The organism is Desulfobaculum sp. (assembly GCF_054921475.1).
This window is the reverse complement of the sequence record NZ_JBUDSW010000074.1, coordinates 1-14174: the sequence shown is the minus strand read 5'-3', so window position 1 is coordinate 14174 and position 14174 is coordinate 1. Positions and strand designations below refer to the sequence as shown.

Sequence of the window (14174 nt, the reverse complement as noted above, 5' to 3'; positions counted from 1 at the left end):
CGAATCCATCATGAACTCAAGGGGCAGCCCTTCGAGCAACTGATCCTTCCAGACAAAGCCAAAGAGTTCCGGCATGCGCTGGAGGGTGGGGTTGTCGTCTGGGTCGTGGTTGTCGTTCATGTAGGCGAAGTTCTGGGTGTATTCCAGACGGCCCGCCACGCCCACGCGGTCCCACGAGCGGGAGACGAGCAGGGTGGAGGTGCGTTCTTCGGCGTCGGCGTCGGCGATGTCGCGGCCAAATTCGTCAAGGAAGACGCTCTTGGTGCGGTCGAAGCCGGTTTTTCCGGCCTTAAATTCGCGCAGGTAGTTCTGGTCCGAGGCGTAGTCGATGTCCAGCTTCACCTTCCAGTCGGGGTTCGGCAGGTGGCCATCGAATTTACTGCGCACCCAGAAGCGGTTGCGGTTGGGGCGGATGAGGCCGTCGTCGTCAAACTGCGAATCCTCGTCGGACTCGGAGTTGGCGCGGATGCTGTCGTGCAGCCAGTCCGCCTGCCAGACGCCCTTGGTGTCGGCGTCCGGGGTGTTGCGGTACTCAATGCCCTGCTGCAGGCCGCGTTTGGCCATGAAATTCTCGTAGAACGTGGCGTCCTGCTCGTCGTCAATGGCCCAGTAAATGGGCTGATTGTAGAACACGCCATTACGCGAACTGGCACCGAATTCCGGCAGCAGCAGGCCGCTTTGGCGTTTGGTCTTGGCGGGCAGGATGAGGTAGGGCGAGTACATCATGGACGTGTTCCCCACCTTGAAGGTGGAGTTCTTGAGCCATGCGTAGCCCTCAATGGTGACTTCACCCTCGTCCATGTCGATGGACCATGCATCGTCCGGGTTATCACAGGCCGTGACCGTAGCGGAGCGGAAGCTGTAGGTGTCGCCCTCGTGCTTTTCGATGCGGGCGCCGGAGAAGTAGAGGTGGGCGTCGTCCACGTAGACGAATCCGTTTTTCAGCCAGCCAACTTGGGTGTTGAGGTCGAACTCGGCTTCGTCCGCGGTCATGCGGTCCGCGGTCCAGACGGCTTCCACGTTGCCCTTCAGGTAGACCCAGCCGGTTTTTTTGTAATACCGGGCAAAGTCCGCAGTCAGGTAGCGATCGCCCTGGGTGAGGCGGACGTTGCCTTTGGCCTCGATGATTTCGGGGTCATGCTGGGCGGCGAGGTGGTCGGCGCTGAGCTGCCATGCGGAGGCCTCATGCGAGGCGGACTGGTCCTCATGCCGGGTGGGCATGTCTGCACCTGCTGGCGCGGCAGTGGCGACGCCAAGGGGCGCCATCACGACACAGGTCAGCAAAAGTAGTGTTAATACGGCCTTTTTGGGGAGCCGAGTGCGGATCATTGAAGTCATGATCGTCCGTGCGTTATAGGGTACAAGCGAAAAGAGGCACAGCGGCCGTCACCTAGCGACATCCGGGCACGTACCATAGGTCCGGTGAAATGAACAGTAGGCATAAGGATGGAAATTTCTTATACATGCACCCGACACAAAGGTGCAACCACCCGCCCCACGCAACTTGACGAGGACTACATGCCTATCGCCTACAATCATCTCGAAACACTCGTTCACCCAGGCAGAATCGTTGAAAATTGGCGCAAGCTGGAAGCGCGGGGCGGCCACGCCTACGCTGTGGTGAAGGCTGACGCCTACGGCCACGGCCTGCGGGAAGTGGCGCGGGCGCTTGCCGCCGCAGGCGCGCATACGCTGTGCGCCGGGACCGTTGAGGAATCCGTCAGCATCCGGGCGCTTGGCTATGAGGGGCGCGTTGTGTCCCTGCTTGGTCCCCAGCTGGATGAGGACTTCGCCGCCGCCATCCGCCACCGCATTGTCCCGTTTATCGCCGACGCCGAGCAGTTGAAGCGGCTGGATGCGGAGGCCGCAAGCCTGAACGTGGTCCTGCCCATATCAATAAAGATAGATACCGGCATGGGGCGTCTTGGCTTTCGGGCCGAGGACGCGCAGGCCGTGGCGGACCTCTTGGACGGGCTGCCTCATGTGACGGTGGCGGGCGTGAGTTCGCACCTTGCCTCGGCGGATATGCCGCAGGACAGGGCCGCGGTAGAGGCGCAGAACGCGCGGTTTTGCGACGCCGTGCAGGTGCTGCGCTCGCGCGGGCATGAGTTTGAGGCCAACCTTGCCAACTCCGCCGCGCTGCTTGCCTACCCGGAGATGCACCACGACGCCCAGCGCCCCGGGCTGGCGCTGTACGGGTGCAACCCCTTCTGGGGGACGGAGCAGGCCGGGCTTGGCAGCGACTTGGTCCCGGCCATGGATGTGCGCTCGCGCATCTATCAGACGCATGAGCTCCGCGCCGGAGAGACGGTGAGCTATGGCCGCACCTTTACTGCCCAGCGCGACATGCGCATTGCCGTTATCGCCGCAGGGTATGCGGATAATTACATGCGCGCCATGTCGGGCGTTGGCGCGGTGTGTGTGCGCGGACAGCGGGCGCAAATTCTTGGGCGGGTGTGCATGCAGATGACCGCCGTGGACGTGACGGACATCCCGGACGCCACACGCGGCGACGACGTCTGGCTGCTGGGCGGCCCGGACGAGTGCGCCGTGCGCGCCGAGGAGTTCGCCGACTGGTGCGGAACCATCAGTTATGAGATACTCTGCCTTCTGGGTCAGAACCCGCGCCGCTACGCTTGACAGAGCGTGGTGGTTGGCTTATTGACTGCGTTTTCCCTTGCTCTTGCCGATGGCGGTAAGGGCCAATAGACCATGAGGAGTAATTCATGAGAAAGTTCGAGACTTTGCTGCTGCTCTCTCCTGAGCTGTCAGCCGAGGAACGTCAGACGGTTCTCGACACCCTGGGCGCTGTTGTCGACCGCGAAGGCGGCAAGATGCTCACTGTCGACGAATGGGGCATGCGCGACCTCGCCTATGCCGTGAACAAGAAGACCCGCGGCTACTACGTGCGCCTGGAGTACACCGCTCCCGGCCAGCTCGTTGCCGAGCTGGAACGCATCGTCCGTATCACCGACGGTATCTACAAGTTTGTCACCGTTCGTCTGGCCGACAAGGTTGAAGCTGAGGAGAACGCATAATGGCTTTCAAAAAGAGATTCACTCCGCGGAAGAAGTTCTGCCGTTTCTGCGCAGACAAGGAACTCCCCATCGATTACAAGCGCCCCGATATCCTTCGTGATTTCGTGACCGAGCGCGGCAAGATCATTCCTCGCCGCATCACTGGCACTTGTGCCAAGCACCAGCGTCGCCTGACCGTTGCGATCAAGCGCGCAAGGCAGATGGCTCTTCTGTACTACACTGCCGTGCACAGCAGTGCAGTCAAGAAAAGGACGCTCTAGGGGAGGCTTGTCATGAAACTGATTCTTCGTGCAGATATCGACAATTTGGGCCGCCTGGGCGACGTCGTTGACGTAAAGCCCGGCTATGGCCGCAACTTCCTTCTGCCTCAGGGCTTTGCCATGGTGGCTACTGAAGCCAACATGAAAGTCTTTGAACTGGAGCGCAAGAAGCTCCAGGAACAGATGGACAAGATCCGCTTCGACGCCGAAGAAATGGGCAAGAAGCTGGAGGACGCCACCATCGTGCTCCGCATGCGTGTGGGCGACGGCGACAAGCTGTACGGCTCCGTCACCAATGCCAACATTGCGCAGGCTCTTGCCGATCAGGGCTTGGAAGTCGACAGGAAAAAGATTATTCTTGGCGACCCCATCCGCTCCCTGGGCCGCTACGGCGTGCCCGTCAAGCTGCACCCCGACGTGCAGTGCGAACTGAGCGTGTGTGTTGTCCGTCACGACTGGGTCGAAGGCCAGCCCATCACTGCCGAAGAGGCAGAGGCTGCCCTGGAAGAACAACCTGAAGCACCCGCCGAGGCTCCGGCCGAGGTAGCGGAAGAAGAAGCTGTAAATGACGCAGGACAGGCCGAAGAATCCGAACAGGCCTAGCAACGATATCTCCCGGTCCCCTCAGGGGACCGGGGGTTCCGCTGTTGCAGATACCCTTTCCAGGGCGTCTGGCGACATGCTGCGGAAAGTCCCCCCCCATAACCTCGAAGCCGAACAGGCGGTTTTGGGGGGTGTTTTTTTAAAGTCCAACGTATTTCATGATCTGGTGGACGTCCTGTCCGAGGACGACTTCTATTCACCGGCCCACCGCATCATATTCCGGGCATTTCAGGAATGCTTCCGTAAGTCCATTCCCATGGACCTCTTGACCGTCGCCGAAGAACTTCGGATGCTCGGCAAGCTGGACGAAGTGGGCGGTCCCGTCTATTTGGCGGAACTGGCGGACTCCACGGTCAGCACCTCCAACGCCCTCTACCATGCGAAGATTGTTCGCAACAGGTCGGTTCAGCGCCAGCTTATCGGCGTGGCATCGGACATCATTGGCAACTGTTTCGACAGCGGCAGTGATGTGGACGCGCTCTTGGACGAGTCCGAGCAGTCCATCTTTGCCATCTCTGAGCAGCGCTCGAATAAATCCTTTGTTGCGTCCAAGGAGCTGGTGAACCAGGTTTTTGAAAAACTGCAGGAACTCTACAGCCGCAAGGAACTCGTCACCGGCGTACCCACCGGGTACTACAAGTTTGACGAGCTGACAGCGGGCCTGCAACCTACTGACCTCATTATCATTGCCGGACGTCCCGCAATGGGTAAGACCTCCTTCGCCCTGAACCTTGGGCTGAGGGCGGCTTCCGATTACGGAACGCCCACCGCTGTGTTTTCGTTGGAAATGGGCATGGATCAGTTGATGATGCGTATGCTCTGTACCAAGGCAAGAGTAAACCTTGCAGACATGCGAAGGGGCTTCATCGACGACGAGGCTTGGGCGCGCCTGTACGACGCCGCCGAAGATATGTCAGCCTGTCCCATTTACATTGACGACACACCGGCAATCAGCACGCTGGAGCTTCGCGCTCGTTGCCGCCGACTCAAGGCGGAAAAGGGACTGGGACTGGTTATCGTCGACTACCTGCAGCTTATGCGAGCAGGTCGCACCATCGATTCGCGTGAACAGGAAATCTCCGAAATCTCACGGACGCTCAAGGCACTGGCGAAGGAAATTCAGGTGCCCGTGATCGCGCTGTCGCAGTTGAACCGTAAGGTGGAAGAGCGCACGGACAAACGTCCCAAGCTCTCTGACCTTCGTGAGTCCGGCGCCATTGAGCAGGACGCCGACATGATCGTCTTCCTCTACAGGGACGAGGTCTACAACACCAGCGACGACAATCCCAAAAAGGGTGTGGCCGAAATCATCATCGGCAAGCACCGTAACGGTCCCACCGGCACGGTGGACCTTGCCTTTATGAAGGAACACACGGCCTTCGAGAACCTCGCCGTCCCCGCGGAAGCTGCTGACTACACGAACTCTTGACATACCCCGCGCAGGTCACACTCAACCGCATCTGGAGCCGACTGTGTACTTCGACAAAGCCGAGACCTACTCCCGTGAGGACATCGAAAAGGTTCAACTCGTCCGACTGCAAAGCACCATTGAGCGTGCACGCAACTCGCGCCTGTATAGGGACAGGCTGAGTGGCGTTTCCGCTTCGGACATCCGCTCCATCGACGACGTGCGTCGTCTGCCGTTTACCACCAAGGACGACCTGCGCGGCAGCTATCCCGACGGACTGCTGACCGTGCCGCACGAGGACTTTGTGCGCCTGCACGTGTCCAGCGGCACCACCGGCAATCCCACTGCGGTCTATTACACGCAAAACGACCTGAATTCCTGGGCCGACCTCATGGCGCGGTGCATGCACATGATTGGCATCCGGCCCGGCGATACCTTTCAGAATATGAGCGGCTACGGGCTGTTCACCGGCGGGCTTGGCGTCCACTACGGCGCCGAGCGGCTGGGCTGCCTGACCATCCCCTCCGGGGCTGGCAACACCTCGCGCCAGATTAAGCTGATGCAGGACTTCAGGACCAGCGCCATCCACATCATTCCGTCCTACGCGCTGTACTTTGCCGAAGCCCTCGAAAAGCGCGGCATTGACCCGAAAAAGGACCTCAACGTGCGCGTCGCGCTCATCGGCGCGGAGCCGCACACCGAGGAAACCCGCCGCAAGATTGAGGATGCCCTCGGCATCAAGGCCTACAACTCCTACGGGCTGTCCGAGATGAACGGTCCGGGCGTTGCCTTCGAGTGCGAGCATCAGGACGGCATGCACGTGTGGGAAGACGCCTACATCGTGGAAATCATCAACCCCGAGACCCTTGAACCCGTGAAGGAAGGCGAAGTGGGCGAGATTGTCATGACCACGCTGCAGCGCGAGGGCATGCCCATCATCCGCTACCGCACGCGCGACCTGTGCCGCTTTATTCCCGGCACCTGCGCCTGCGGCCGCCAGCACCGCCGCCTCGACCGCATCAAGGGCCGCGCGGACGATATGATGATCCTTAAGGGCGTCAACATCTACCCCATGCAGATTGAGCAGGTGCTCATGGCCATGCCCGAGGTGGGCCAGAACTACCTCATTGAGCTGGATAACGACGGGCACATCGACTACATGCGCGTGCGGGTGGAAGTGAAGGGCGAATTTTTCATTGAAGACATGCGCGCGCTGAATGCCCTGCAAAAGCGCATTCAGACGTCGCTGCGAAACGAGATACTCATCACGCCCAAGGTGGAACTCGTGGAGGCCAACAGCCTGCCCAAGAGCGAAGGCAAGGCCAAGCGGGTTCAGGACCTGCGCAGCGTGTACTAGGGAGACTGTATGGCTGAGTTCCTTGCGGTTGGCTTCATCGTCATCATGTTTGGCGTTCTGCTGCTGCACATCTTCTCGCTGCCTGCAAACTGGATTGTGTTGATCCTTGTGGGGCTGTGGAAGGTGACGCATCCTGATATGGCGCTTTCGTGGCTGGGCTTTGGCGGCCTTGCCGCCCTTGCGGCCCTTGGCGAGGCGCTGGAATTCGTCATCCGGATGAAAGGGGCCTCCCGCTACGGCGCGTCCACACGCGGAAACTGGGGCGGCGTTATCGGGGCCATTGTCGGCGCGATATTCGGCGCTGGGTTCCTGCTGGGCGTTGGGGCGCTGCCCGGCGCGCTTATTGGCGCGTTTGGCGGATGCCTTGCCGCGGAGCGGCTGTCCGGCCGCGACTTTGAGGGCGCGCGCCGCGCCGCCGTTGGCGCCATGTATGGCACCTTCCTTGGCCTTGTGAGCAAGGTCGGCATTGGTGTGGTTATGGCGTGGTACGCCGCCGGGTCGGTCTGGCCCGCGTAAACTGGCATTTCTTGCGGTGTGGTGGGGCGCACGGGGCGACGACCCCCGCGCCCGCCGCGCCCAACCTCTAGCCTGTGTGAAACGAGAAGGACAAAGGACAATGTCTGAGAGGAACGCGTTTCCGGAGTACCGGGGACGCATGGAATATTACTGCCTTGGCTGCGGCGCCACCTATGGCACCGAACAGTTGCACTACACCTGCCCGGACTGTGGCGGCGTGTTCCTGCTGCGCGACACTGGCTTTGACGCCCTCAAGCAGACGTCCGGCGAGACGTGGCGGAGCATCTTTGATGACCGCGCCGCCTCCAAGACCGACGCCCTGCGCGGCATCTTCCGTTTCTATGAGCTGATGGCTCCGGTGATGGATGAGCGGGACATTGTCTACCTTGGCGAAGGCAACACTCCCATTATTCACTCCAGCCGCCGCCTGAGCGACCAGCTGGGCGGGCAGAAGATGGCCTTTAAGAACGACGGCCAGAACCCCAGCGCGTCCTTTAAGGACCGGGGCATGGCTTGTGCGTTCAGCTTCCTGAACCACCTCATCCGCACGCAGGGCCTTGAGGAAGTGCTGGCGGTGTGCGCCTCCACGGGCGATACCTCCGCCGCTGCGGCGCTGTATGCCTCCTACGCGGACAGCGCCATCAAGTCCGCCGTACTGCTGCCCGAGGGCAAGGTCACCCCGCAGCAGCTGGCCCAGCCGCTGGGCAGTGGCGCTGTGGTGCTGGAAGTGCCCGGCGTGTTTGACGACTGCATGAAGGTTGTTGAGCACCTTGCGGACAACTATCAGGTGGCGCTCCTGAATTCCAAGAATGCATGGCGCATCCTCGGGCAGGAGTCCTTCGCCTTTGAGGTCGCCCAGTGGTACGACTGGGACCTCGCCGGAAAGGCCGTGTTTGTGCCCATTGGCAATGCGGGCAATATTACCGCCATCATGAGCGGCTTCCTCAAGCTGCATGAGCTTGGCGTGATTGACGCGCTGCCGCGTGTGTTTGGCGTGCAGTCCCACCACGCGGACCCGGTGTTCAAGTACTACGCCGCCGCGCCGGAAGAGCGCCAGTGGCAGCCCATGCAGGTGGAACCCAGCGTGGCGCAGGCCGCGATGATTGGCAATCCTGTGTCCTTCCCCCGCGTGCGCTACTTTGCTGAACGCTTTGAGGCCGTGGCCGGAGCGGGCAGCTTCCAGGTGGTGCAGGTGACGGAGCAGGAAATCATCGAGGGCATGCTTCTGGCCAACCGCCACGGACATATCTCCTGCACGCAGGGCGGTGAATGCCTCGCCGGGCTTATGAAGGCGCGCGAGGCCGGCCTTATCCACAAGGACGAGACCGCCGTGCTGGACGCCACCGCCCATATGCTGAAGTTCATTGGCTTTCAGGATATGTACTTCCAGAATGCCTTCCCGCCCGAGTACGGCATTACGCCGGACCCGGAGCGCACCAACACCCCTCTGCGCGTCATTGACGCCGGGGAGAAGGAGCGCCTCAGCGAGGCCGAATACACCAAGGCCTGCGCCACGAGCATCGTGGACCGCCTTGGCCTGAAGTCGCGCTAGAGCGGGATACAGAGAGACGACATGACGGGGACGCCTGAGAGGGCGTCCCCTTTTTTATTCGCCGCCTACAGGCAGGGTGATGGTGAAGCGGGTCCACTCGCCGGACTGGGAGTCCACCCGGAATTCCCCGCCGTGGTTGCGGGTAATGATGAAGTACGACACGGACAGCCCAAGGCCGGTCCCCGCGCCGGCCTCCTTGGTGGTGTAGAAGGGCTCGAACACGCGGCGTTTGAGGGCCGCATCCATGCCGGGGCCGTTGTCCTCCACCTCCACGCGCACGCGTTCGGTGTCGTGCGAAATACGAAGCGTAATGCGCGGCGTATCGTTTTCGAATGACTTTGTCGCCAGCGCCTGCCCGGCGTTTTTGAGCAGGTTGAGGAACACCTGTTCAATTTCCGTCCGGCTGACGTGCACAAGGGGGACGTCCGCGTCGTAGTCGCGCTGGATGGTGATGTTGCGGAAGTCGTATTGCTTGTCGGGCTGGTAGTCCTTGGACGCAAGCTCCACGGCATCATCAAGGATGGAGCTGAGGTGGTAGGGGCGCTTGTTGGTGTCGTTGCGGCGGCTGAAATCGAGCATGTTGCGCACGATGGTGGCCGCGCGGTTGCCGGCCTCGGCAATGCCCTCCAGATAGGTAGGGATGCGCCGCATGTGGAGGTATTCGCTGACTGCCTCAAGGTCCACGCCGGTGGCGCGGGCGGCCTTGGCGTTGGCGGGCAGATTGGGGGAGAGGCGGCGGATGATATTTTGGTTGGATTGCAGAATGGCGCCGAGAGGGTTGTTGATTTCGTGCGCCATGCCTGCGGCCAGCCCGCCAAGGGAGACCATTTTTTCGGATTCGAGGATCATATCCTCAATGCGCACGCGTTCGGTGACGTCATCAATGCGGATGACAGCGCCGGAGGTCGTCTCCGTGCCCAGTGGATAGGCCGTGATGTCGTAAAACCGCTGTTCGCCGTCCGCAACATGGACGAGGCGCGGGGTGTGCTGTGGTTCCTTTTGATGGATGGCGTGGCGCACCATGGGCATATGCCCCGCCATGGCCGGGAGGATATCGTCCAGCTTTTCGCCGAGTGCCCCCTGCATGTCGATGCCCGTATAGTCCTGTGCGGCGCGGTTCCACTGGATGATGCGTTCAAACTCGTCCACGGCCACCAGCACCGAGGGCATGGAGTCCACAATGTTGCCCAGCAGCAGGCGCAGGCGGCTGAGTTCGCCCTCGGCCCGCCTTTTTTCCGTGATGTCACGGAAGTTGTAAATGGTGCCCAGCGTGGCGTCTGCATTGACGAGGGGGTAGGTGGCGCGCTCTATGATGCGCCCATCCGTGCAGATAAGCTCGTCAAAGAGGGCGGCGTCCACCGTGGCAACGGTAGGGCGGGGCCACTGCGGGGGCACCGTCAATTGTTCGGCAATGCGCTCGCGTACCCGCCGGACACTGAAGCCAGAGGGGGCGTCGCTTGGGGGGATGCCCCACAGTTCATGAAAGCGGGGATTGGTCTTGATGATGTAGTCCGCCGTATCCGTCACCAGCAGCCCGTCGCCAGTGGAGTTGAAGGTCACGCGCAACAGCTCCTCGCGCTGGAGGAGGTCGTTGTTCATTTGGCGGAGTTTGGCGGTTTTGGTGCGGACGCGTTCTTCCAGCTCGCTGTGGGCTTTAGCGAGTTCCGCAAGAGCGGCGGAACGTTCGCGGACCATCTCGTTGGCGGGGGCGGCCAGCTGGCGGAATTCGTTAAAGACCATGGCCTCCGGGTCGATGTAGGCGGCTCCTGATGCGGCCTCGCGAAAGAAGTTGGTCAGCGCGGCAAAGCTGCTGTTGAGCCGGGCCGTCAACACCCGGACGATGATGGTGATGCTGATGAGCAGCACGGCCATGATGGCCCCAATGGTCAAAACGCGGTCGCGGATGTCGGCGCGCAGGTCGGCTTCCATGGCGACCATGGCGCTGTCGAGGTCGTCGAGGTACACCCCGGCGCCAAGAATCCAGTTCCACTGTGGAACGTGCAGAAAATACGTCAGCTTTGGGTAGCGTCCCGGACCTGCGGGCTTCTCCCACACGTACCGCAAAAAACCGCCGCCCGGAGATGTTGCGGCGCGGATGACCTGTGGGATGAGGGGGCGGCCGTCTTCATCGGTGGTGGCGTTCATGGACTTTCCGGCAAGGTTTGGCTCCGCGCCGTTGGCCAGCATGATGCCGTGCATATCCAGCGCGAAGACGTAGCCCGTTTCGTCAAAGCGGATGCGCTCTATGCGGTCCAGCGTCTCGGCCTTAATGACTTGCTCTACGTTTTCCAGGTATTCGCCGGTGCCGAGAATCCAACCAAGGGGCTGGAACAGCTTCACGTACGCAATTTTGGGTTCCGGACGGGCTGGCTTTCCGGGCTTTGGCCACAGGTAGCTGTAGAATCCTTGGCCCTTGGTGGCGGCAATATCGATGAGGTCCTTCACCACACTGCGGCCACTGGGGTCGCGCAGGCCCAGAATGTTTGTCTGCTCCATCTCGGGGCGCACGGGCATGAGTTGCTCCACGCCGTGTATATCCGTGGCAAAGTAATACCCCCGGCCCGAGTTGAAGCGGATGGGGCGCAGGGCCTCGCGGATGAGGGCGCCGGTGCGCTTTGGGCCAAGGGGGCCGATATTGAGTCTGTACAGGTGGCTGGCAATGGCGTGGGCTTCTTCAACGCGGTCGCGGATGGCGCGACGCAGGCGGGTGTCCGTGGTGCTTTTTTGGTAGGAGATATAGTCGAGCACCTGCGTGACTTCTTCGCGTAGGACAAGGCGGCTTTCGAGAATATGCTGTTGTTTCAGCTCCTGCGAGGTGGCCTGAAACATGGCGTATTCACTGTATATCCACAGTCCGCCGGTGAGGGCCATGGCCGCAACGGCAAGAAGCAACATGCGCTGCTTGATGGTTCGGGTCAGGCTCCGGACAGTGGCAGAATGTGGTGCCGCCATAGTTTCACTTGGGCTGGAGGGTGAGCCGCAGGACGGCGTATGCAAATCGCCTACCTCATGTCATAGTGATAAAGCACGGAAGCGGCTATGGCAAATAGACGCTGCAAAGCGTGGAATACTGCCGCGCACTTGCCCTCCGGCGCCGTCTGTGCAATGAGAGCGCGGACCGATTAACATCAACGTGCGAAGAATGTATGGCAAAGAAAAAAGTACGGGCCGACCAGCTCGTGTTCCAGCAGGGATTGGCCGATAGCCGCGAGAAAGCGAAGCGGTTCATCATGGCGCGTCAGGTTTTCATTGAACTGGACGGCCGCAGGGAGCCTGTGTCCAAACCCGGCCAGCAGTTGGCCGAGGACGCCGAACTGTCCGTGAAGGGCGCGGACCGTTTTGTCTCGCGCGGGGCGCATAAGCTGCTCACCGCTATTGAGCACTTTGGCCTGTCCTGCGAGGGCAAGGTTGCGCTGGACGTTGGCGCGTCCACGGGCGGGTTTACGGACTGCCTGCTCCAGCACGGTGCGGCGCGCGTCTACGCCGTGGACGTGGGGTACGGTCAGCTGGATGCCAAGCTCCGCACTGATGAGCGTGTGGTGAACCTGGAGCGCACCAATATGCGCCTCGCCCCCGATGACCTTATCCCCGAGCCTGTGGACATGATTGTGGCGGATGTGTCGTTCATCTCGCTGGTCAAGGTCATGGGCCCGAGTGTGCGGTTTTTGAAACCCGGCGGCGAGATTGCCGCCCTCGTCAAACCGCAGTTTGAGGTTGGCGCGTCGCAGACCATTAAGGGCGTGGTCAAGGACGAGCGCCTGCGCCAGCAGGCCGTGGACAAGGTTGTCCATGCGCTGGTGGCGGATATGGGGCTGGAGTTCGTCGGCGTTATCCCCTCACGCATCAAAGGCCCCAAGGGCAATCAGGAATATATCATCTATATGCGCCGCCCTGTGGACGCCGCCGAAGCCGCGCCTGAAAAGACGGACGCGTAACGGCAGCGCGCCAAGGCCGCACCGTCAAACGGCCCCGCAGGTTTGTCCTGCGGGGCCGTTTTGTGTCTGCAATGGGGTGGCCGTTAGGCGGGCTGCATGCGGTCCATGAGTGTGCCAAGGGCCTTGAGGTGGCGCTTTTCCTCATCCGCAAGGGTGAGGAGCAACTCGCGCGATTCCTGCACCCCGGCCTCTCGGGCGTAGCGCATGTAGAGGTCCAGCGCCTGCGCCTCAAACATCATACCTGCTTCGACAACGCCTTTTGGCGAGGTGAGCGCAGGCATGTTGCGCTCAATGAATTCCTCGGCGGTCAGGCCGCCTTCAAGGGGCGGTGCGTCCTGCGGCTGGGCGGACGCCGTGAGCTGGCTTTGGTCCAATTCCTCGCCGGTATGCTGGCGGTAGACGGTAAGCAGCCACGTTTTATGCTTGGCCTCGAAGCCCGCGAGACGCTCAAGGGTGTCTGCGACTTCTGGCGCCTCGGCGCGTTTGTCCTCGGCCATGCGCTGGTAGAACTCGCCAAGGTTCTCCTCCATGCGGCAGGCTAGGGCGATGATTTCCGACAGGGTTTCCTCGCCGCTAAAGAAGATAAATCCTGCGCTGGCTGGGCCTACCGCGCCCTCGCCGGTCCACGCCGCGATGCCGCCGACAAGGTTGTACACCTCGCCAAAGCCGTCACCGCGCAGCATGCTGGCAGCCGCCGAACTGCGTCCGCCGGAGTGGCAATAGGCAATGACAGGTTTATCATGCGGAATGGTGTGCAGGGCCTCGGCAAGGCGGGGCAGGGGGATATGCAGCGCCCCCGGCAGGTGCTCCTCCTCATATTCCCAGTCCTGACGGACGTCGAGGAGGGTGTAGGTCCCTTGGGCATTGGACGCCATGTAGGCGCGGGCTTTGTCTGGGGACATATCCTTGTACTGGGAGAGCATTTTGCGTATTCCGCCTATGAGTTTGATGAGAAACATAGGGGATATGCTATCATGCACCGCACCCGCATGCAAAACCGGAGAAAAGACTTGATGATCGGGCGTGTGTGACGCAGTATTTCCCGGTTCCGTGATAAAACCGCAAGAGTTCAGACAAGTTGAGGCGAAATGCGACTGTTTTCTCCGAAGATTACCTTTGTGTATGAGATGGTGGCGCTGCTTGTGCTGTCCGTGGTTGCCGCGCATCTCCTGAGCGACCATCACCCCAAGGGCCTGACGTGGGAGCGCCAGCCCCTGCGGCCGGAGGTTGCCGTGGAGAGTGCGGACCAACTGCCGGAGCCGCAGGAGCTTGGCACCATTGGGACCGATATGGCCCTGCGGCTGTATGCCGAGCAGGACGCACTGTTTGTGGACGCCCGTTTTCTTGAGGACTACGAGGCGGGGCACATCCCCGGCGCGGTGAACATTGCCCCGGGCATGTTTGCCGACGAGGTGGAGGCCGTGCTTGGCGCGCCCGAGGACGACACCACCCTTGTCATTTATTGCAGTTCCGCCAGCTGTATGATGAGCCACGAGCTGGGCGAG

General features: G+C 61.2%; 13 protein-coding genes. 10 read left to right on the top strand and 3 right to left on the bottom strand.

The window, feature by feature from the left end; all coding sequences use genetic code 11:
- The coding region (locus ACY69P_RS06800) for an LPS-assembly protein LptD (RefSeq protein WP_462326954.1) at positions 1-1329 on the bottom strand (1329 nt) is incomplete at its 3' end.
- Positions 1330-1518: 189 nt separating this feature from the next.
- On the opposite strand from ACY69P_RS06800, the gene alr reads away from it, so the two are divergent.
- The 8 genes from alr (at position 1519) to thrC (ending at position 8734) form a co-directional block, all read left to right on the top strand.
- The gene (gene alr / locus ACY69P_RS06795; protein ID WP_462326953.1) at positions 1519-2640 is read left to right on the top strand and encodes an alanine racemase; all 1122 of its coding nucleotides are present in this window, start codon (positions 1519-1521) and stop codon (positions 2638-2640) included.
- Positions 2641-2726: 86 nt separating this feature from the next.
- Positions 2727-3038 carry a 30S ribosomal protein S6 gene (rpsF, locus tag ACY69P_RS06790; RefSeq protein ID WP_459899467.1) on the top strand — a complete coding sequence of 104 codons (312 nt, stop codon included), beginning with the start codon at positions 2727-2729 and terminating at the stop codon, positions 3036-3038.
- Positions 3038-3298, top strand: a complete 261-nt coding sequence (rpsR, locus tag ACY69P_RS06785) for a 30S ribosomal protein S18 (RefSeq protein WP_404844661.1) — start codon at positions 3038-3040, stop codon at positions 3296-3298. The genes rpsF and rpsR overlap by 1 nt, the downstream gene beginning before the upstream one ends.
- Positions 3299-3310: 12 nt before the next feature.
- Positions 3311-3901: a 50S ribosomal protein L9 gene (rplI, locus tag ACY69P_RS06780; protein WP_404844662.1), complete on the top strand. Its 591-nt coding sequence runs from the start codon at positions 3311-3313 to the stop codon at positions 3899-3901.
- Positions 3864-5330, top strand: coding sequence for a replicative DNA helicase (dnaB, locus tag ACY69P_RS06775; RefSeq protein ID WP_459899470.1), 1467 nt, complete (start codon positions 3864-3866; stop codon positions 5328-5330). The genes rplI and dnaB overlap by 38 nt, the downstream gene beginning before the upstream one ends.
- 43 nt (positions 5331-5373) lie before the next feature.
- Complete coding sequence (locus ACY69P_RS06770; RefSeq protein ID WP_459899472.1) at positions 5374-6666, top strand: phenylacetate--CoA ligase family protein; 1293 nt, start codon at positions 5374-5376, stop codon at positions 6664-6666.
- Between the two features lie 9 nt (positions 6667-6675).
- The gene (locus ACY69P_RS06765; RefSeq protein ID WP_404844665.1) at positions 6676-7182 is read left to right on the top strand and encodes a DUF456 family protein; all 507 of its coding nucleotides are present in this window, start codon (positions 6676-6678) and stop codon (positions 7180-7182) included.
- A gap of 100 nt (positions 7183-7282) precedes the next feature.
- Positions 7283-8734 carry a threonine synthase gene (gene thrC / locus ACY69P_RS06760; RefSeq protein ID WP_462326952.1) on the top strand — a complete coding sequence of 484 codons (1452 nt, stop codon included), beginning with the start codon at positions 7283-7285 and terminating at the stop codon, positions 8732-8734.
- Between the two features lie 54 nt (positions 8735-8788).
- Here the strand turns inward: thrC and ACY69P_RS06755 are convergent, their stop codons facing one another.
- The gene (locus tag ACY69P_RS06755) at positions 8789-11686 is read right to left on the bottom strand and encodes a cache domain-containing protein (RefSeq protein ID WP_462326951.1); all 2898 of its coding nucleotides are present in this window, start codon (positions 11684-11686) and stop codon (positions 8789-8791) included.
- Between the two features lie 194 nt (positions 11687-11880).
- On the opposite strand from ACY69P_RS06755, the gene ACY69P_RS06750 reads away from it, so the two are divergent.
- The gene (locus tag ACY69P_RS06750; protein ID WP_462326950.1) at positions 11881-12669 is read left to right on the top strand and encodes a TlyA family RNA methyltransferase; all 789 of its coding nucleotides are present in this window, start codon (positions 11881-11883) and stop codon (positions 12667-12669) included.
- Between the two features lie 83 nt (positions 12670-12752).
- Here the strand turns inward: ACY69P_RS06750 and ACY69P_RS06745 are convergent, their stop codons facing one another.
- Positions 12753-13628, bottom strand: a complete 876-nt coding sequence (locus ACY69P_RS06745; RefSeq protein WP_462326949.1) for a rhodanese-like domain-containing protein — start codon at positions 13626-13628, stop codon at positions 12753-12755.
- Between the two features lie 129 nt (positions 13629-13757).
- Between ACY69P_RS06745 and ACY69P_RS06740 the strand changes: the two genes are divergently transcribed.
- The coding region (locus ACY69P_RS06740; RefSeq protein ID WP_462326948.1) for a rhodanese-like domain-containing protein at positions 13758-14174 on the top strand (417 nt) is incomplete at its 3' end.